The organism is Stutzerimonas stutzeri (genome assembly GCF_019090095.1).
In the GTDB taxonomy this organism is placed as follows: domain Bacteria; phylum Pseudomonadota; class Gammaproteobacteria; order Pseudomonadales; family Pseudomonadaceae; genus Stutzerimonas; species Stutzerimonas stutzeri_AN.
This window is the reverse complement of sequence record NZ_JAGQFP010000002.1, coordinates 547,639-566,110: the sequence shown is the minus strand read 5'-3', so window position 1 is coordinate 566,110 and position 18,472 is coordinate 547,639. Positions and strand designations below refer to the sequence as shown.

16 protein-coding genes are annotated in these 18,472 nt (G+C 63.6%); 2 read left to right on the top strand and 14 right to left on the bottom strand.

The window, feature by feature from the left end:
• Positions 1–13 precede the first annotated feature (13 nt).
• Entirely contained in the window at positions 14–421 is a 408-nt protein-coding gene (locus KVO92_RS12300) for a DUF1330 domain-containing protein (protein ID WP_217475928.1), read from the top strand.
• Between the two features lie 7 nt (positions 422–428).
• Here KVO92_RS12300 and KVO92_RS12295 read toward each other — a convergent pair whose 3' ends face one another.
• From KVO92_RS12295 to KVO92_RS12275, 5 genes are all read right to left on the bottom strand, one after another.
• Positions 429–1,202: an N-acetylmuramoyl-L-alanine amidase gene (locus KVO92_RS12295; RefSeq protein ID WP_217475927.1), complete on the bottom strand. Its 774-nt coding sequence runs from the start codon at positions 1,200–1,202 to the stop codon at positions 429–431.
• A 139-nt stretch (positions 1,203–1,341) separates the two neighbouring features.
• Positions 1,342–3,174: a diguanylate cyclase gene (locus KVO92_RS12290; protein WP_217475926.1), complete on the bottom strand. Its 1,833-nt coding sequence runs from the start codon at positions 3,172–3,174 to the stop codon at positions 1,342–1,344.
• Entirely contained in the window at positions 3,174–4,040 is an 867-nt protein-coding gene (locus KVO92_RS12285) for an endonuclease/exonuclease/phosphatase family protein (protein WP_217475925.1), read from the bottom strand. The genes KVO92_RS12290 and KVO92_RS12285 overlap by 1 nt, the downstream gene beginning before the upstream one ends.
• A gap of 3 nt (positions 4,041–4,043) precedes the next feature.
• The gene (locus tag KVO92_RS12280) at positions 4,044–4,673 is read right to left on the bottom strand and encodes a thiol:disulfide interchange protein DsbA/DsbL (RefSeq protein ID WP_217475924.1); all 630 of its coding nucleotides are present in this window, start codon (positions 4,671–4,673) and stop codon (positions 4,044–4,046) included.
• Between the two features lie 183 nt (positions 4,674–4,856).
• Positions 4,857–5,489 carry a c-type cytochrome gene (locus KVO92_RS12275; protein ID WP_217475923.1) on the bottom strand — a complete coding sequence of 211 codons (633 nt, stop codon included), beginning with the start codon at positions 5,487–5,489 and terminating at the stop codon, positions 4,857–4,859.
• Positions 5,490–5,753: 264 nt separating this feature from the next.
• Between KVO92_RS12275 and yihA the strand changes: the two genes are divergently transcribed.
• Positions 5,754–6,416 (top strand): ribosome biogenesis GTP-binding protein YihA/YsxC, encoded by a 663-nt coding sequence (gene yihA, locus KVO92_RS12270; RefSeq protein WP_217475922.1) that lies wholly within the window; start codon positions 5,754–5,756, stop codon positions 6,414–6,416.
• 56 nt (positions 6,417–6,472) lie between these two features.
• Here the strand turns inward: yihA and gcvP are convergent, their stop codons facing one another.
• The 9 genes from gcvP to KVO92_RS12225 all read right to left on the bottom strand — a co-directional run bounded on the left by gcvP (position 6,473) and on the right by KVO92_RS12225 (position 18,398).
• Positions 6,473–9,349, bottom strand: coding sequence for an aminomethyl-transferring glycine dehydrogenase (gene gcvP / locus KVO92_RS12265; protein WP_217475921.1), 2,877 nt, complete (start codon positions 9,347–9,349; stop codon positions 6,473–6,475).
• Positions 9,350–9,456: 107 nt separating this feature from the next.
• Positions 9,457–9,846, bottom strand: coding sequence for a glycine cleavage system protein GcvH (gene gcvH / locus KVO92_RS12260; protein ID WP_217475920.1), 390 nt, complete (start codon positions 9,844–9,846; stop codon positions 9,457–9,459).
• Positions 9,847–9,927: 81 nt separating this feature from the next.
• Positions 9,928–11,010 carry a glycine cleavage system aminomethyltransferase GcvT gene (gene gcvT, locus KVO92_RS12255; protein WP_217475919.1) on the bottom strand — a complete coding sequence of 361 codons (1,083 nt, stop codon included), beginning with the start codon at positions 11,008–11,010 and terminating at the stop codon, positions 9,928–9,930.
• Positions 11,011–11,148: 138 nt separating this feature from the next.
• Complete coding sequence (locus KVO92_RS12250; protein ID WP_217475918.1) at positions 11,149–12,765, bottom strand: ABC transporter permease; 1,617 nt, start codon at positions 12,763–12,765, stop codon at positions 11,149–11,151.
• Between the two features lie 157 nt (positions 12,766–12,922).
• On the bottom strand, positions 12,923–13,924 hold the full coding sequence (locus KVO92_RS12245; RefSeq protein WP_217475917.1) for an extracellular solute-binding protein: 1,002 nt from the start codon (positions 13,922–13,924) through the stop codon (positions 12,923–12,925).
• Positions 13,925–14,024: 100 nt separating this feature from the next.
• Positions 14,025–15,245, bottom strand: a complete 1,221-nt coding sequence (locus tag KVO92_RS12240) for a 2-octaprenyl-3-methyl-6-methoxy-1,4-benzoquinol hydroxylase (protein WP_217475916.1) — start codon at positions 15,243–15,245, stop codon at positions 14,025–14,027.
• Between the two features lie 73 nt (positions 15,246–15,318).
• Positions 15,319–16,497 (bottom strand): 2-octaprenyl-6-methoxyphenyl hydroxylase, encoded by a 1,179-nt coding sequence (gene ubiH / locus KVO92_RS12235; protein WP_217475915.1) that lies wholly within the window; start codon positions 16,495–16,497, stop codon positions 15,319–15,321.
• A gap of 1 nt (position 16,498) precedes the next feature.
• Positions 16,499–17,830, bottom strand: a complete 1,332-nt coding sequence (gene pepP / locus KVO92_RS12230) for a Xaa-Pro aminopeptidase (protein ID WP_217475914.1) — start codon at positions 17,828–17,830, stop codon at positions 16,499–16,501.
• Between the two features lie 13 nt (positions 17,831–17,843).
• Positions 17,844–18,398 carry a YecA family protein gene (locus tag KVO92_RS12225; RefSeq protein ID WP_217475913.1) on the bottom strand — a complete coding sequence of 185 codons (555 nt, stop codon included), beginning with the start codon at positions 18,396–18,398 and terminating at the stop codon, positions 17,844–17,846.
• Between the last annotated feature and the right edge of the window lie 74 nt (positions 18,399–18,472).

Here is an 18,472-nt window from a genome sequence, read left to right as displayed (position 1 = left end):
ACAAGGAGCCCCGATGCCCAGCCTCAACCCCAGCGCCGACCAACTGAAACGCTTCGCCGAACGAATGCCGGCCGGCGAACCGATCCTGATGCTCAACCTGCTGCGTTTCAACCAGCAAGCCGACTACCCGGCCGACAGCGGCCATACGCCCTGCAGCGGGCAGGAAGCCTACAGCCGCTATAGCCGCACCGCCTTGCACAAGGTCCGGGCCGCCGGCGGTGATGTGCAGGTGGCCGCGGGTGTACAGCTGGCCCTGATAGCACCGGAGCAGGAATCCTGGGACGACATGCTGCTGGTGCGTTACCCCTCGCCCGAGGCGTTTCTCGCCATGCTGGCCGACGAGGAATACCGCGCCGCCACCGTGCACCGCACCGCCGCGCTGGCCGATTCGCGGCTGATCGCCTGCTCGTCTCGCCGCTGACGTCGCGTCAGGACGGGTTCGCCAGGGCGGCCAGAATGGCCGCGGTTTCAGCATCCGGCTCACCATCGAAGCGTCCCGGACGGTATTTCATCTGAAACGCGGCGATCACATTGCGGGTTTCCAGGTCCAGGTGGCCATGGACGGGAACCTTGTAGCCCTGTTTGGCGAGCTGTGCCTGAAACCAGGCAATATCCGGCAGCCTGACCGCGAACAGGCTTCGCTGATGCGCAACGGTAGCGGCGTCCGGCCAACGGATCAGGCCGGCATCGGCCAGGCGCTTCCAGGGGAACAGCGGGCCCGGGTCTACCTTGCGCTGTGGCGCGATATCGCTATGTCCAACGATGGCACCTGGCTTCAAGCCATGGCGCTGCATGATGTCCTTGAGCAGCACGATCAGGGCGTCGATCTGCTCGTTGGAATAGGGATACCAGAGCCTTCCGCGCTCCGTCTCGACATAGCCGCGATTGACCAGTTCGATGCCGATGGAGCTGGAATTGAGCCAGGTTCGCCCATCCCATTCGCTTTCGCCGGCGTGCCAGGCGCGTCGATTCTCGTCCACGAGCCGGTAGATAGTCGCTGGCGCCTCGCCAATCAGGTAATGGCTGCTGACATCGTGACCCTTGAGGATATCCAGCGAGCGCTGCAGGTCGCTGGAGGTGTAGTGAATGACGATGTACTGCGCCCGGCTGTCCTGGCCCAGCGAGGTGTAACGGGTGTCGATACGCGGGCCACTGGCACAACCGGCCAGGACGATCATCGCGATCAGGATCAAAGCTCTCATTGGCACCTCTGGGTCGACAGCGAAATGACGCAGACTGCGGCTTGGCTGTGCGACGCACGTGCACCAAACCTGCAGATGGCGCTGGGCAGAATGATGGAAAAGTATAGCGAGACGCTGCGGACGGTCCCAGACCGTTTGGTCAGCCCACCTCGATGCGGTTACGACCGCCCTGTTTCGCCCGATAGAGCGCCTGGTCGGCACGCTCGAATACCTGCTCGGCGTCCTCCTGGGCAGTAAAGCTGGCAATGCCGGCCGAGAGAGTGACCTGTATCCGCGCGCCCTTGAAGTGGAACGGGCAGCTCTCCACGCCCGCTCTCAGGCTGTCGAGCAACCGCTGGCCGGCGTCGAGCGGGGTCTCGGGCAACAGCAGGACGAACTCCTCTCCACCGAAACGTGCGATGAAATCGGTTTTGCGCAGCCGCTTGCTCAGCTCGTTAGCGATGATCTTGAGCACCCGATCGCCGGCCAGGTGGCCAAAGCTGTCATTGATGCGCTTGAAATGGTCGATATCCAGGACCGCGAGCAGGAGCTGGCCGCCATATCGCTGCTGACGCGCCACTTCCAGTTCCAGGCGCTCGTTCCAGGCGGTCCGATTGGGCAGAGTGGTCAGTGGGTCGCGCAGCGCCTTTTGCCGCTGCTCCTCGAGATGCTCGCGCATGCCGGTGGCCGCCTGTTCCAGGCTCGCAACGCGGCCGACCAAGGTGCTGAGCCGCTCGGCCAGCTGCTGCTCGTGCTCGCCACGTTGCCGCTCGTAGGTATCGACGGTTTCCAACAGCCCATCCAGGCGGGCCTGGACCGCTTGCTTCAGGCTGGGCAGATCGGTGGCTTCGAGCATGCTGTGCTGCAAGCCGCCCACCTGCTGGCGCAACTCCTCATCCAGCGCCTGGGCCGCCTCCTTGCTCTGTACGTGCCCTTCCTTGGCGGCGCCGAGGCTGTGCTGCATGGTCGCCAGGCGCTCGTTCAGCAACGTCAGATAGCTTTCGAACTCCCGCTGGCCCTGATTCGCGACCGCGATCATCAACTGAGCCAGATCGTCCAGCACGGGCACCAGCTCGTACCAGTTCAAGCCTTTCTCGATCCGCTCACGCAAGACAGTCGCCTGCAGCTTGTGGTGCTCGGGCAGCTGGAGGTCTTCGAGCAGCCCCACCAGGGTCGCTTCCACCCGCTCGGCGATGGCACTGTAGGCCTGCTCCGGAGAAGGCGGCAGCGAATAAGGATCTGCCGCTTGCTCCGGTGTCGTCGCTTCTTCGCCTGACGGAGCATCCATTGCATCGCGATGCTCTACAGGCTCCGCTGTTGCATCGGGCTGAGCCTTCAGCTCTGCGGCAGGCAGCGCCTGTTGAGCGACGTCGAGAGGCGCCTCCGGCAGGGGCTGCGCAAGCGATTGTTGCTCGGCCGGCTGCGACGGTAGCGGATCGCTTGCGGTCGTCGCGACGGTTTCCACGGTACGTTCGCGCTGGCCGAAGAAGCGGCCAAACAGCCCTACGGAGGAGGGTGCGCTTCCCTTTTGCGCGGCCAGGGCCTGCTGCTGGAGCGTCCCGAGCTCTCTCAGGAGTCCGGGCAACTCACCCGATTGAGCCGCGCGCTCGCCGACCTGACGTGAGAATTTCTTCAGTGGCTTTCGAATTTCGCTGGGCAGTGGCAGGTCGAGGAGTTGCAATGCCAGCCGATCAAGCGCCTCGGTCAACCGTTTCAAGCGCTCCTGCTTGCTGCGCTCGGTCGCCAATACGGCCCGCTCGAGCTGCGGAACCAATGCATCCAGGCGGTCGTCCTGCACGTCGTCGCGCAGCACGTCGCGCAGCTCGCGCATGCACTGCGTGACGGCGGGATCGGCGTCGTCAACGGCGAAACTGCTGCGTACCAGGCTGCGCCGAAGCAGGTCCAACCGGGCATTCCAACGGTGTTCAAGCTGCTCCTGCTGTTCCAGGGAATGCAGGTATTTCTCTTTCCAGCGCTGCGTATCGTCGCTCATCAAATCCTGTCCGTAGGTACCGGCAATGCGTCAGTGTGCAGGGTGTCGGGCAAGCGAATCTCCACAGCCACTGGCAGGTGATCAGAACTGGCCTGACTCAGCACCTCGACGCGTTCGAGCGTCAGGCTGGGGCTCAGCAAGATATGATCGAGGCAGCGCTGCGGGCGCCAACTAGGGAACGTCGCCTGGATCTGTGGTGCCTGCAGGCCCAGGTCGCGTAGCGGTGAATATTCCAGCAGATCGCTGGCATGGGTGTTCATGTCGCCCATCAGCACCTGATGCTTGTAGCCGCCGATCAGCTCGCGGATGTAGGCCAGCTGGCGCGTCCGCACCCCGCCCCCCAGCGCAAGATGCATGACCACCACCACCAACGCATCCTTCCCCTCGCCGAACCGCAGCAGGATGGCCCCGCGCCCGGATGGCCCGGGTAGCGGGTGATCCTCCAACCCCTGCGGCTCCAGGCGGCTGAGCACGCCGTTGCTGTGCTGGGCAAAGCGGCCGAGGTTACGGTTCAGTTGTTGATACCAGTAGGGGAAGGCGCCGAGCTGAGCGAGTTGCTCGACTTGGTTGACATAGCCTGAGCGCAAGCTGCCGCCATCGGCCTCCTGCAAGGCGACCAGATCGTAGCTGCCGAGCAGCTCACCGATACGCTGCAGGTTGCTGGCGCGCCCGGCATGCGGCAGCAGGTGCTGCCAGCTGCGAGTCAGGTAATGGTGGTAACGCTCGGTACTGATGCCGACCTGGATGTTGAAGCTCAACAGCCGCAGACGGCCATCGCAGGGAAGCCCGCTGGCGTCGAGGCAGAGCGGGTTGACTCGCGCCTGGCGGGGTCCGGCCAGGCGCGGTGAGCTCCAACGCCGCAACATGGCTTACTGCGCAGCGCGTTCTTTTTCGATCAGGTAGTCGGCCACTTCCAGCGCGCGCTGCGGACCGCCGGCAGAACCGATATCGAAGCGATACTTGCCGTTGACGATCATCACCGGAACACCGGTGATCTGATAGGCCATGGCCAGCTTCTTGGCCTGCTCGGCGCGGCTCTTGACCCCGAACGAGTTGTACGCCTTCAGGAATGCATCGGCATCAACACCCTGTCCAGCCAGGAATTCGGCCATCTTTTCCGGCGTATCCAGCTTGTTGCCCTCGCGGTGATACGCGTTGAATATCGCGTCGTGCACCTTCTGCTCGACGTTCATCGACTCGAGCGCCAGGAACATCTGGCCGTGCGCGTTCCACACGCCACCGAACATCGCCGGGATGCGCTTGAAGTCGACATCATCCGGCAGTTGCTTGATCCACGGATTGATCGTTGGCTCGAACTGGTAGCAGTGCGGGCAGCCATACCAGAACAGCTCAACGACCTCGATCTTGCCGGGCTCGGACACCGGGACCGGATTCTTCAGTTCGACGTATTCCTTGCCCGCCTGAAACTCGGCTGCGTTGGCGGCAAAGCCGAACAGACTGGCGGTAACGAGAACAGCACTGAGAATGAGTTTGCGCATGTGGACTCCCTTGGCTTGGAACAACTGACCGAAAGCGCCACAGGCTGCAGCATATGGCGCCCGCTCGCCAGCGCTTTTCGACGCTTTTCAATATCTTGACAATCATTGTAGCGGCGGGAAAACAAAAAAGGCGTTCAGGTACGCGACCTGAACGCCTTCTCTAGCCGGCCGCAGCCGACGCTGTCAGTGTAGGCCCTGGATGTAGCTGGACAGGGCTTCGATATCCTTGTTGCTCAGCTTCGAGGCGATGGTGCGCATGATCATGGCGTCGCCGTCGTTGGTGCGCTCGCCTTCGCGGAAGGCCGTCAGCTGCTTGGCCGTGTAGGCCGCATGCTGGCCACCCAGATGCGGGAAGCCGGCCAGGTTGTTACCCACGCCATTCGGCGAGTGGCAACCGGTGCAGGCTGGCATGCCCTCTTCCACCTTGCCGCCGCGGAACAGCTTTTCGCCTTGCGCGACCAGCGCCGGATCGGCCATGCCGACGGTCATCTTCTGGCTAGAGAAATAGGCGGCGATGTCTTGCAGGTCCTGATCGCTGTAGGGCTCGAGGATACCGGTCATTTCCAGCACCTTGCGGCCAACGCCTGGCTCGGCGGTCGGACTGGATCCGGCCTTGATGTCCTGTAGCTGCTTGAACAGGTAGCGCTCACCCTGGCCTGCCAGTTTCGGGAAGTTCGGGGCGGCGCTGTTGCCGTCGGCACCATGGCAAGCGCCACAGACTGCAACCTTCTCCTGACCGGCTTCGGCATTACCAGCCGCATGGGCGATACCGGTGATGCCAAGGGTCAACAGCAGACTCACGAGTACTTTGTTCATCAGCTCATCCAACTACGGCTAAGGGTTAAAAGACAATCTTATTCGGCAAGCCAAGCGCGTGGGTCATGGCAATTGCTCGTTAGAAGTGGCAACTGATCCGGCGTCCGGGCGGTGCTATCTCCGGCGTCATGTCGATGCCGGTACGACCGCGATCCGGGCTCGATCAAGACCAAAGCGCACACAAAATCTGCGGCATTATATACTGGCGTTCTTGAAACGGAAATGAACCATTGCCGCACCCCTCGCGCACCTACCGGAATGCCCATGCCTCCCAAAAACCCGATTCTCGGCCTCTGCCAGCAAGCCACCTTCATGACCAGCGCCGCCAAGGTGGACCAGTGCCCGGCTGACGAGGGGCTTGAAGTCGCCTTCGCCGGTCGGTCGAACGCGGGCAAGTCCAGCGCGCTCAATACCCTGACCCATGCCAGCCTGGCGCGCACCTCGAAAACCCCGGGGCGCACCCAGCTGCTCAACTTCTTCCGCCTCGACGAACATCTGCGTCTGGTCGACTTGCCCGGGTACGGCTACGCCAAAGTGCCGATTCCGCTGAAGCAGCACTGGCAGCGCCACCTGGAAGCCTATCTGAGCAGCCGCGAAAGCCTGGCCGGGGTGTTCCTGATGATGGACATCCGCCATCCGCTGACCGAGTTCGACCGAATGATGCTCGACTGGTCGAGCGCCAGCGAGATGCCGCTGCATATTCTGCTGACCAAATCCGACAAACTCGCCTTCGGCGCGGCGAAGAATGCCTTGCTGGCGATCCAGCGCGACATCCGCAAGGGCTGGGGAGACGGCGTCAGCGTGCAACTGTTCTCGGCGCCGAAACGTCAGGGCGTCGAGGAAGCACAGCTGGTGCTGGCACAGTTGCTGGGAATGATTGGCGAAGAAGGCGACGAATTGCCCGACGAGCCTTCGCACGAAGGCTGAACCTTCGGAGGGAGACCGCCCGACCTGACACTAGCATCAGACCGGGCGGCGCAGCATTACTCGCGGTAGTCGTCGACCGGCACGCAAGCGCAGAACAGGTTGCGGTCGCCGAACACGTTGTCCACCCGATTCACCGCCGGCCAGTATTTATGCGCCTGGGTGTGCGCGCTTGGCGTGACCCCTTCGGCAATGCTGTATGGGCGATCCCATGGGTGGGTCACGTCAGCCAGGGTATGGGGCGCGTGTACCAAGGGGTTGTCCTCGGCCGACCATGCACCGTCCTCGACCTTGGCAATCTCCGCGCGAATGCTCAGCATCGCCTCGACGAAACGATCCAGCTCGGCCTTCGACTCGCTCTCGGTCGGCTCGATCATCAGCGTGCCCGGTACCGGGAAGGACATGGTCGGCGCATGAAAACCGTAGTCAATCAGACGCTTGGCAACATCCTCTTCGGTGATGCCGGTCTGCGCCTTCAAAGGTCGCAGGTCGATGATGCATTCGTGCGCGACCCGACCGTTGCGACCGCTGTAAAGCACCGGGAAGGCGTCACCCAGACGCATTGCCAGGTAGTTGGCGCTAAGAATCGCGACCTCGGTAGCGTCACGCAGCTGCGGCCCCATCATGGCGATGTACATCCAGCTGATCGGTAGAATGCTGGCGCTGCCCCAGGGCGCGGCACTGACCGCGCCGTTCTCGGGATTCGGGCCCTGCAGCTCGATCACCGGATGGTTCGAGACGAACGGCTGCAGATGCGCCTTGATGCCGATCGGGCCCATGCCAGGGCCGCCGCCGCCATGAGGAATACAGAAGGTCTTGTGCAGGTTCATGTGCGAGACGTCCGCACCAATGTCCGCGGGCCGTGCCAGGCCGACCTGAGCGTTGAGATTGGCACCGTCCATGTAGACCTGGCCGCCCTGGGCGTGAATCGCCTCGCAGATCTCGCGAATGCCCTCTTCGTAGACGCCATGGGTCGACGGGTAGGTGATCATCAGGCACGACAGCTTGTCGCCGGCCTCGGCAGCCTTGCGCTTGAGGTCCTCGAGGTCGACGTTGCCCGCCTTGTCGCACTCGACGATGACCACACGCATGCTGACCATCTGCGCCGACGCCGGGTTGGTGCCATGCGCCGAGGACGGAATCAGGCAGATGTCGCGCTGCCCTTCGCCGCGGCTTTCGTGATACTTGCGGATCGCAACCAGGCCGGCATATTCACCCTGCGCACCGGAGTTGGGCTGCATGGAAATCGCATCGAAACCGGTGATCGCACACAACCAGGCTTCCAGCTCGTCGATCATCAACTTGTAGCCGTGGGCCTGCTCTTGCGGTGCGAAGGGGTGCAGGTTGGCGAATTCCGGCCAGGTGATCGGAATCATCTCGCTGGTGGCGTTGAGCTTCATGGTGCATGAGCCGAGCGGAATCATGGCCTGGTTCAAAGCCAGGTCCTTGTTTTCCAGCTGCTTGAGGTAGCGCAGCATCTCGGTTTCACTGTGATGGCTGTTGAACACCGGGTGGCTCAGGTAGCCGCTGCTACGCTGCAGCTCGGTGGGGATGCCGCTGACGATGTCGCCGGCATCCAGCGTCGCGATGTCCAACCCGTGATCGGCGCCGAGGAACACTGCCAGCAGTTGTTCGACGGTCTGCTCGCTGCACGTCTCGTCGAGGCTGACGCCCAGCTTGCCACGACCGAGGATGCGCAGATTGATCCGTGCGGCCTGGGCGCTTTCGAGGATGGCGGTCTGTGCGCCACCGACTTCCAGAGTCAGCGTGTCGAAGAAGTGCTGATTGAGCCGCTTGATGCCATGTCGCTCCAGCGCGCTGGCCAGAATCGATGTCAGTCGATGGGTGCGCTGGGCGATGCGCTTGAGCCCTTCCGGGCCGTGGTAGACCGCGTAGCAGCTGGCAATATTGGCCAGCAACACCTGAGCGGTGCAGATGTTGGAGTTGGCCTTCTCGCGACGGATATGCTGCTCCCGCGTCTGCAGCGCCATGCGCAGCGCGGTGTTGCCGCGAGCATCCTTGGACACGCCGATGATGCGGCCAGGCATGGCGCGCTTGAAGGCGTCACGCGTGGCGAAATAGGCGGCATGCGGGCCGCCGTAACCCATCGGCACGCCAAAGCGCTGGGTTGAACCGAGCACCACATCCGCGCCGAGCTCGCCCGGTGGCGTGAGCAGCAGCAGGCTGAGCAGGTCGGCCGCCACGCAGGCCAGCGCCTGCTTGGCATGCAACGCTGCGATCGCGGGGCGCAGATCACGGATCTCGCCATGGGTGTCGGGGTATTGCAGCAGCGCGCCGAACACATCCTGCGCGGCGATATCATCGATCGGGCCGACCACCAGCTCGAAGCCGAACGCCTCGGCACGCGTGCGCACTACGGAGAGCGTCTGCGGGTGGCAATTCTCATCGACGAAGAAGCGGTTGCTCTTGCTCTTAGCCATGCGCCGCGCCAGCGTCATGCCTTCGGCCGCCGCGGTCGCTTCGTCGAGCAGCGAGGCGTTTGCCAGATCGAGTCCGGTCAGGTCGATGGTCAGCTGCTGAAAATTGAGCAGCGCCTCCAGACGACCCTGAGCAATTTCAGGTTGATAGGGCGTATAGGCGGTGTACCAACCCGGATTTTCCAGGACGTTGCGCAGGATCACCGGCGGCGTGATGGTGCCGTGGTAGCCCATGCCGATCAGGCTGGTCCAGAGCTGATTCTGCTCGGCATAGCCGCGCAGCTTTGCCAGCGCACCTTGCTCATCCAGCGCCGGCGGCAGTGCCAGCTCGCCCTGCAGGCGGATCGCCGGCGGTACGGTCTGCTGCACCAGTTCGTCGCGGCTGGACAGGCCCAGCGCTTCGAGCATGGCTCGCTGTTCAGCCGCATCGGGGCCGAGATGACGACGCAGGAAGGCGTCAGGTTGCTGGAGCTGGGAAAGGCGCGGCACTTGGGACATCACGGCTTCTCTCGAAAAAGTACAAAGCCCCGTTATGCAGGCGCCAATGAAAACGACTTCGCTCGATTTTCATTCACCTGCAACGCGGGGCTCTTGAATGGGAACGCTTAGGCTTCGGCGTCGCAGGAGGCCTTGTAACCCTCTGCATCGAGCAGTTTGTCCAGCGCCGAGGCGTCGCTCGGCTGAAGGCGGAAGAACCAGCTGCCGTAGGGTTCGCTGTTGACCATCTCGGGCGAATCGGTGAGTTGCTCGTTGATGGCAATCACTTCCCCAGAAATCGGTGCATAGATATCCGAAGCAGCCTTGACCGACTCCACCACACCCGCCTGCTGGCCGGCAGACAGTTGCTGGCCGACTTCTGGCAGTTCCACGTAGACCACGTCGCCCAGGGCTTCCTGAGCGTGATCGGAGATGCCGACGGTTACACTGCCGTCCGCTTCGAGGCGAGCCCACTCGTGGCTGGCGGCGTAACGCAGATCGCTGGGAATGTCGCTCATTCGTATGTCCTCAAAAAAGCTGTCGGTTTGCGGGCACGACGCAGGCTTGGCGACCCGCTGCAAAGAAGCAGTCGGCCGAATTTACACCAGTACTTTGCCGTGACGCACGAAAGTCGGCTGCACCACGCGCACGGGATACCACTTACCACGAATTTCCACTTCGGCACGATCACCGGCGCCAGCCGGAACGCGTGCCAAGGCGATAGCTTTGCCAAGCGTAGGCGAAAAACTGCCGCTGGTAATTTCGCCTTCGCCAACACCGGCGACCCGGACGGTCTGATGGGCGCGCAATACGCCACGCTCTTCGAGCACCAGGCCAACCAGTTTCGGCCGGTCGCTCTTGGCCTTCTCAGCCTCCAGCGCCGCGCGGCCGATGAAATCGCGCTCGACAGGCTCCCAGGCCACGGTCCAGCCCATGTTGGCCTGCAGTGGCGAAACGTCCTCGTTCATGTCCTGGCCGTAGAGATTCAGGCCGGCCTCCAGGCGCAGGGTGTCGCGGGCGCCCAGGCCGATCGGCGAAATACCGGCGCCGACCAGCTCGCTGAGGAAATCAGGCGCCTGTTCGGCCGGCAGAATGATTTCCAAACCATCCTCGCCGGTATAGCCGGTGCGACCGATGAACCAGTCGCCGGCCGCGCGGCCGTTGAATGGCTTGAGTTCGTGGATCAAAGCCGCCCGCGATTGGTCGACCAGCTCGGCTGTTCGCGCTCGTGCCTGGGGGCCCTGGATCGCCAGCATCGCCAGCTCGGAACGCTCGGTCACCTGGACATCGAAACCGTCGGCCTGCGCTTGCATCCAGGCGAGGTCCTTGTCGCGCGTGCTGGCGTTGACGACCAGCCGGTAGCCCCAGTCGGTGAGATAGACGATCAGATCATCGATAACCCCGCCACGCTCGTTGAGCATCGCGGTATAGAGCGCTTTACCCACCTGAACCAGGCGATTCACATCGTTGGCCAGCAGGCGCTGCAGGTAACGCTTGGCGTCCGGGCCGGCGACATCGACCACGGTCATATGGGACACGTCGAACACGCCGCAATCGCGTCGTACCTGATGATGCTCCTCTACTTGGGAGCCGTAGTGCAGGGGCATGTCCCAGCCGCCGAAATCGACCATCTTGGCGCCAAGTGCGAGATGCTGATCATATAGGGGAGTACGCTGACCCATGGGTTTCTCCTTCCGGGCAGGTCGCCAAAACGGCGTGGCTGAAGCTCATTAGAGCCGGGCGCAGGCCCGACGTTTTTTGAATGGCGCGCATTGTAGCCCCAAGGTCGAGGCAGGTCACGACGAGGTGATCGAGCGCGCTCAACCGACTCGGCGGGCCGAGCGGCGGATTAGCAGAATGACCGGAAGGAGGCCGACCAGCACCAGCGTCAGCGCCGGCAGCGCGGCCCGCGCCCATTCGCCTTCGCTGGTCATCTCGAAGATACGTACCGACAGCGTGTCCCAGCCGAATGGCCGCATCAGCAGCGTCGCCGGCATCTCCTTCAGCACATCGACGAACACCAGCAGCGCCGCGCTCAGCGTGCCGGGCAGCAGCAGCGGCAAATAGACGCGGAAGAACAGCGCCGGCCCGCCGACGCCAAGACTGCGCGACGCCTGGGGCAGCGACGGGCGGATCCGGGCCAAGGCGCTTTCCAGCGGGCCGAAGGCCACCGCCATGAAGCGAATCAGATAAGCCAGCAGCAAGGCCCCGAGACTGCCGAGCAGGATCGGCTTGCCTTCGCCGCCGAGCCACGCGGACAGGGGGATGACCACCTCGCGATCCAGATAACTGAAGGCGAGCATGATCGACACGGCCAGCACCGAGCCCGGCAGTGCATACCCCAGATTCGACAGCCCCACCGCGGCCTTCACCGAACGCAGCGGTGCCTGGCGGCGGGCGAAGGCCAGCAGCAACGCCACCGCGACCGTGATCGATGCCGCCATCGACCCCAGATACAGGGTATGCAGGATCAGCCCGGTGTAGCGCTCGTCGAGATCGAAGCGACCGCGCTGCCAGAGCCAGACCAGCAGCTGCAGCATGGGAACGACGAAGGCACAGAGGAACACCAGGATGCACCAACCGCTGGCCGCCAGCGCCTTGAAACCGCGCAAGCGGTACAGAGCCGAAGATCGCGCTCGGTCATTGGCCGGCCTGGCCGCGCCCCGCGCACGCCGCTCGCCATAGAGCACCAGCATCACCGCGAGCAGGAGCAGGCTGGCCAGCTGGGTCGCGCTGGTCAGGCTGAAGAAGCCATACCAGGTCTTGTAGATGGCGGTGGTAAAGGTGTCGAAGTTGAACACCGCTACCGCCCCGAAGTCGGCCAGCGTCTCCATCAGGGCGAGCGCCAGCCCGGCGCCGATCGCCGGCCGCGCCATGGGCAGCGCAACCGTCCAGAACGCCTTCCACGGCGATTGCCCGAGTACCCGCGCCGCTTCCATCAAGCCCTTGCCCTGCGCGATGAAGGCCGAGCGGGCAAGCAGATAGACGTAGGGGTAGAACACCAGCACCAGAACGACGATGACCCCGCCCGTGGAGCGGACCCTGGGAAAGCGCACCCCGTTGCCAAACCATTCGCGGGCCAGCGTCTGGACCGGCCCGGCGAAATCCAGCAGCCCGATGAAGACGAACGCCAGCACATAGGCGGGTATTGCGAAAGGCAGCATCAGTGCCCAGTCCAGCCAGCGCCGTCCGGGGAATTCGCACAGCGAGGTCAGCCAGGCCAGACTGACACCCAGCAAGGTGACGCCAATCCCAACCCCCAGCACCAAGGTCAGCGTATTGCTGAGCAATCTCGGCATCTGGGTCTGCCAGAGGTGCGCCCAGATACTGGTGTCGATGTCGCCCCAACTGAACAGCAACACGCTCAGCGGCAACAGCACCAGCGCGGCGACAGCAAAGGAAATGGGATACCAACGGTGCTCGACGGGGTGGGACACACAAGCCTCGAACCAGAAAAAACGACGCCCCGGCAAACCGGGGCGTCGAGTATAACGGCAGCGCAGGCTGCCAGGGCCAGTGAGCGGCGGCCGAAGCCGCATAGCGCGCAGTGCCTTTCAGGCAGGGCTGGCGAACACTGGCGCTCGCCGCTACGGCTTAGTTCCAGCCGGCGCGGTCCATCAGCATGATGGCTTCGGCCTGGCGCTTGCCAGCCACCTCAACCGGGATGGTGTCCGCCTTGAAGTCGCCCCACGCGGCGACTTCAGCCGACGGCTTCACGTCCGGATTGGCCGGGAATTCCATGTTGATATCGGCGAAGATGTTCTGCGCCTCGGGTGTCGTCATCCATTCCACCAACTTGCGCGCCGCCTCTGGATGCGGTGCATGCTTGGTCAGACCGATACCGGAAAGATTCACGTGAACGCCACGGTCCTTCTGGTTTGGCCAGAACAGTCGGGCTTTCAGATCCGGCTGCTGAGCGTGCAGACGGCCGTAGTAGTAGGTGTTGACGATACCGACGTCGCACTGACCAGCGTCGACCGCCTGGATCAACGCCGTGTCGTCGGCAAATACGTCGGTAGCCAGATTGTTCACCCAGCCCTTGACGATTTCTTCGGTTTTCTCGGGACCATGGGTCTCGATCAGGGTCGCGGTCAGCGACTGGTTGTAGACCTTCTTGCTGGTGCGCAGGCAAAGCCGGCCTTCCCAGTTTTCATCGGCGAGGGCTTCGTATGTGCTCAGCTCTCCCTGCTCCACCCGCTCGGGCGAGTAGACGATGGTCCGTGCACGCAACGACAGGCCGGTCCAGGCATCGCTCGACGAGCGGTACTGGGCGGGGATGTTGGCCTTGACCACCTCGGAGTTCAGCGGCTGGAGGATACCCATCTGCTCGGCTTGCCAGAGGTTGCCGCCATCCACGGTCAATAGCAGGTCAGCCGGCGTATTCTCGCCCTCGGCCTTGATCCGGGCCATCAGCGGCGCTTCCTTGTCGGTGATGAACTTGATCGGGGTGCCAGTCTTGGCCGTGTAGGCATCGAAAACCGGCTTGATCAGCTCGTCGATTCGCGAGGAGTAAACCACTACTTCATCGGCAGCCTGTGCTGCGCTCGACAACGCCGCGAGCGCCACAGCGGCGAGTAAACCTTTGCTTGCCTGCATGGATTTAGCCTCTTGCTTTGATGTAAGAGTCTAAATACTAGTGAATGTCATTTACTTTCTCAACGCGACAAATGTTGCAAGGCACGTGGCGGCGCACGCTTCAGCGTCGCGCCAGTTCCGGCAGGTCACCACTCAAGCCCAGCGCCTGGCGAACGAACAGTGCCTTGGCTTCCGGTAACGCCTGAACGCCTTTCAAGCCGGCATTGCGCAACCAGCGCAGGGGTAGCGCGTCGGCCTGGAACAAGCGCTCGAAGCCTTCCATCGCAGCCATCATCGCCAGGTTGTGGGGCATGCGCCGACGCTCGAAACGCGCCAGTACCCGGGGATCGGAGGGTGACGCGCCACGGTCCAGAGCCGCTCGCAAGACCTCAGCCAGTACCGCCGCATCGAGCAGACCGAGGTTGACCCCCTGCCCCGCCAGCGGATGAATGGTGTGGGCAGCATCACCGATCAACGCCAGTCCCGGCTGCACATAACGCTTGGCGTGGCGCTGGCGCAACGGAATACACAACCTCGGATCAGCCTCCAGGATATCGCCCAGGCGGTGTTCGAAAGCCCGCCCCAACGCCTGGCGAAACCCTTCGTCATCCAATGCCATCAGGCGCTGCGCCTGGTCTTCGGTCACCGACCAGACGATGGAGCACCAATGCGGGTCGCCGTCGCGCTGCAAAGGCAGGAATGCCAGCGGGCCGTCATCGGTGAAGCGCTGCCAGGCGGTCTGCTGGTTGGGCTCGGTGCAGCGAACACTGGTCACGATGGCGTGATGCAGATAGTCCCATTCGCGTGTCTCGCAGCCGGCCAGACGGCGGACTGCCGAGTTGCCGCCGTCGGCCGCAACCACCAGACCCGCGCTCAGTTGCCGACCGCTGGCAAGGGTCAGGGTCCAGCCCGCTTCGTCTTGCCGCAGCTGTTCCAGGCGCTCGCCGGGGATCAGCTCAACCGAGCCATCGGCCCTCAAGGCGTCGAGCAGCGCGTTCTGCACGACCGCATTCTCGACGATATGCCCGAGCACCTCGGCATGCACCGAGGCTGCGGAAAAATGAATCTGGCCGGTTCCGGAGCCATCCCAGACGCGCATATCGGTATAGGGGCTGGCGCGGCGACTGGAAATGCCTGGCCAGGCACCGACGCGTTCAAGAATCCGCTGGCTGGCGGCCGACAACGCACTGACACGCGGCTCGAAGGGTGCATCGGGGGCAAAGGGCTGTGCGGTCAGCGGCCCGGCGTCGACCAGCTTGATCGTCAGACCAGCGTCTCGCAGGGCCAGCGCCAGGGTACTGCCGACCATCCCGGCACCGACGATGATGAGGTCCGCTTGCATTAATGCTCTCCTGAGCGCCGCGCGTGCGGCATGTCTAGTGGTTCGGCTTGCCCGGGCTCGACGAAGACAGGCCTCAGCGCTCGCGCACGCCCAATCCCATGGCTTGCCGTGCGAACCAGCCCTTGGCCGGGGGCAACAAGTCGAGCCCCAGCAGGCCGACATTTCGAGCGCCGACAGACAGCAGCGCCGAGCCGGCGAACAGCCGCGTCAGCCGGTCGGAAAAGCCGACCGTGAGCCACTGGTCCGTGCGCTGCTGCCGATGGTAAGCCTGCAGCACGCCGATGTCGCCCAGCCTTGCCGAGCTGCTCAACAGGGCCGTCGCAAGCGCCTCGGTATCGCGCAGGGACAGGTTGTAACCTTGCCCGGCGATGGGGTGCAAACTGTGCGCGGCGTTGCCCAACACCACCAGACCGGAACGGACCTGCTCCTCGGCTTCGATCAGCGCGAGGGGATAGAGATGCCGCGCCCCGACCTGCTGAAAACCGCCCAGGCGGTAGCCGAAGGCCTGCTGCAACTCGTCGAGAAAGCCCGCCTCGGGAAGCGCGGCCAGACGCGCCGCGTCGGCCTCGGGCCGCGTCCAGACCAAGGCACAACGGTTGTCCTGTAGCGGTAGCAGCGCCATGGGCCCGTCATCGGTGAACCGCTCGAACGCTTGTCCGCCGTGAGGTTTGCCCGGCGTCACATTGGCAATCAGCGCTGACTGGTCATAGGGCGTGCTTTTGATGGCGATACCGAGCTGCTCGCGCAAGGCCGATCGCCCGCCGTCCGCGAGCACCGCCAGATCGCAGTCCAGCACCTGGCCATCGGTCAATGTCAATTGGTAGCCGCCGGCTACGGCCTGCATCCGCTCGACCTCGGCGGGGCAATGGCGGGTCACCACTCGATCATCCAGCGCCTGCCACAGGCAATGGCCAATCCAGGCGTTCTCGACCACGTAGCCCAGCGCCGGCACCTGCTGGTCGCTGGCATCGAGACGGGTGGCTCCGGCGCGGCCCCGGTCGGACACCTGGATCTGGGTGATCGGTTCGGCGCGCTCGGCAATCCGCTCCCAGACGCCCAGACGTTGATAGATCAGTCGGGTGCCGTACGAAAGCGCAGTGGAGCGCGCATCATAGCTGGGCTGGTATTCGCTCCCGGGCTCGAACGGCTCGATCACGGCAATTTCCCAGCCACGTGACTTCGCGCCTTGTTGCAGGGCCAGCGCCAGGCTGGCCCCCACCAGCCCGCCGCCCACCACGGCCAGCGTGCCCATGTCAGGCGACCTCGGCCGCAGCCGCCATCAAAGCCTCGATGTCAGCCACCGTTTTCGGCACGCCGTCAGTGAGGATTTCACAGCCAGTGCGGGTCACCACCACGTCATCTTCGATGCGCACGCCGATGCCACGCCATTTCTTGGCCACGTCCTGGTTATCGGCCGCGATATAGATGCCGGGCTCGACGGTCATCGCCATGCCGGGCTCGAGCACGCGCCATTCGCCGCCGACCTTGTAGTCGCCAACGTCGTGCACATCCATACCCAACCAATGGCCGGCGCGGTGCATATAAAAAGGCTTGTAGGCTTCGCTGGCGATCAGCTCCTCGACATCGCCCTGGAGCAGCCCCAAATCGACCAGCCCAGCCGTGATGACGCGGACGGTCGCCTCGTGCGCCTCGTTCCAGTGTTTGCCTGGCGCAATATGCTTAAAGGCCTCCTCATTGGCCGCCAGCACCAGCTCGTAGATGGCCTTCTGCTCTGCCGAGAAGCGACCGTTGACCGGGAAGGTACGGGTGATGTCGCTGGCGTAGCAGTCGATCTCGCAGCCGGCGTCGATCAGGACCAGATCGCCATCCTTGAGCGGTGCGTCGTTCTCGCGGTAATGCAGGATGCAGGCGTTCTTGCCGGCCGCGACGATTGAGCCGTAAGCCGGCATCTTCGCCCCACCCTTGCGGAACTCGTAATCCAGCTCGGCTTCGAGATGGTATTCGTACAGTCCGGCGCGACTGGCCTGCATGGCGCGCATGTGCGCACGGGCGGAAATCTCAGCCGCCGCTCGCATCACCTTGACCTCGTTCGCCGACTTGTACAGGCGCAGGTCATGCAACAGATGATCGAGGGCGACGAATTCGTTAGGCGGCTGGGCGCCCTGGCGAGCCTTGGAGCGAATGGTATTGATCCACTCCATCAGCCGATGATCGAACTCCTGGTGGCTGCCAATGGCGTAATAGACACGCGAACGCCCCTCGATCAGCCCGGGCAGGATGTCGTCGATATCCCCGATGGGGAATGCATCATCGGCGCCGTATTCCGCGATCGCGCCATCCTGGCCAGCCCGCAGGCCATCCCACAGCTCGCGCGCGGGATCGCGCTCACGACAGAACAACACGTACTCGCCGTGTTCGCGCCCGGGGATCAGCGCGATGACCGCTTCCGGCTCGGGGAAGCCGGACAGGTATTGGAAGTCGCTATCCTGACGGTAGATATGTTCGACGTCGCGATTGCGGATATACATCGGCGCAGCCGGCAGAATCGCGATGCTATTGGGTTCCATCTCAGCCATCAGCGCCTTGCGCCGACGGGCATATTCCGCTTTCGGGATACGGGTCATGGCAGGCGAATCCTCAATGCAGGGAAGGCTTGGGCATCGGCGGTACGGGCTTGGCGCACTCGGTGAACAAGAGCAATGGCGCGACGCGCAGATATTCCATGACTTCCATGTAGTCGCTCTCGCCGTCTTCCGACTCGTCCAGCGAATCCTGAATCTGGGCGATCGCCGCCATGTCCTGCAGCACTTCCATGGCTTCGCGGCTCAGTGCACGGTCACCGGCGATCAGGCCGAAGCCGGCCAGGAAGCTCTGGCACCACTGGCCCAGGGCAACCGCGCGCTCGGCCAGCGGCGCGTCATCGGAGGGCAGCAGCAAGACGATGGCAATGTCGTCACCGGCGAGTTCGCCCTTGACCATCTCCTGCAAGCCGATGAGCGCCTGACGCACCGATTCCTCGGGCTCGTCACCGAGCAGCTCGGCCGCGTCGGCCAGCCAGGCATCGGTATCGAAACCGGCACCGGCACAGCTGCGTCCCAGCAACAGGCCATGCAGCTCGGCAGGTGTGACGGGTTGGGCACTGCTGATCAGTAAGGTGGCAAAAGCGGCGTACGGTGAGTTCTGAATGGGCATTGGCAGCTAGGCGCGCGGAGGCGCAAATGTCTAGAATGAGGCCTCGTATCCTAGCATCGGCATACGAGCCAAGA

What these genes read in the sequence shown, in the direction of transcription:
- yihA (WP_217475922.1), top strand. Translation starts at nt 5,754, where the DNA reads ATGCCTCCCAAAAACCCGATTCTCGGCCTCTGCCAGCAAGCCACCTTC.
- KVO92_RS12245 (WP_217475917.1), bottom strand. Translation starts at nt 13,924, where the DNA reads ATGCAGGCAAGCAAAGGTTTACTCGCCGCTGTGGCGCTCGCGGCGTTG.
- gcvP (WP_217475921.1), bottom strand. Translation starts at nt 9,349, where the DNA reads ATGTCCCAAGTGCCGCGCCTTTCCCAGCTCCAGCAACCTGACGCCTTC.
- KVO92_RS12275 (WP_217475923.1), bottom strand. Translation starts at nt 5,489, where the DNA reads ATGAACAAAGTACTCGTGAGTCTGCTGTTGACCCTTGGCATCACCGGT.
- pepP (WP_217475914.1), bottom strand. Translation starts at nt 17,830, where the DNA reads ATGACCCGTATCCCGAAAGCGGAATATGCCCGTCGGCGCAAGGCGCTG.
- KVO92_RS12280 (WP_217475924.1), bottom strand. Translation starts at nt 4,673, where the DNA reads ATGCGCAAACTCATTCTCAGTGCTGTTCTCGTTACCGCCAGTCTGTTC.
- KVO92_RS12295 (WP_217475927.1), bottom strand. Translation starts at nt 1,202, where the DNA reads ATGAGAGCTTTGATCCTGATCGCGATGATCGTCCTGGCCGGTTGTGCC.
- ubiH (WP_217475915.1), bottom strand. Translation starts at nt 16,497, where the DNA reads ATGGGCACGCTGGCCGTGGTGGGCGGCGGGCTGGTGGGGGCCAGCCTG.
- gcvT (WP_217475919.1), bottom strand. Translation starts at nt 11,010, where the DNA reads ATGGGTCAGCGTACTCCCCTATATGATCAGCATCTCGCACTTGGCGCC.
- KVO92_RS12285 (WP_217475925.1), bottom strand. Translation starts at nt 4,040, where the DNA reads ATGTTGCGGCGTTGGAGCTCACCGCGCCTGGCCGGACCCCGCCAGGCG.
- KVO92_RS12225 (WP_217475913.1), bottom strand. Translation starts at nt 18,398, where the DNA reads ATGCCCATTCAGAACTCACCGTACGCCGCTTTTGCCACCTTACTGATC.
- KVO92_RS12290 (WP_217475926.1), bottom strand. Translation starts at nt 3,174, where the DNA reads ATGAGCGACGATACGCAGCGCTGGAAAGAGAAATACCTGCATTCCCTG.
- gcvH (WP_217475920.1), bottom strand. Translation starts at nt 9,846, where the DNA reads ATGAGCGACATTCCCAGCGATCTGCGTTACGCCGCCAGCCACGAGTGG.
- KVO92_RS12240 (WP_217475916.1), bottom strand. Translation starts at nt 15,245, where the DNA reads ATGCAAGCGGACCTCATCATCGTCGGTGCCGGGATGGTCGGCAGTACC.
- KVO92_RS12300 (WP_217475928.1), top strand. Translation starts at nt 14, where the DNA reads ATGCCCAGCCTCAACCCCAGCGCCGACCAACTGAAACGCTTCGCCGAA.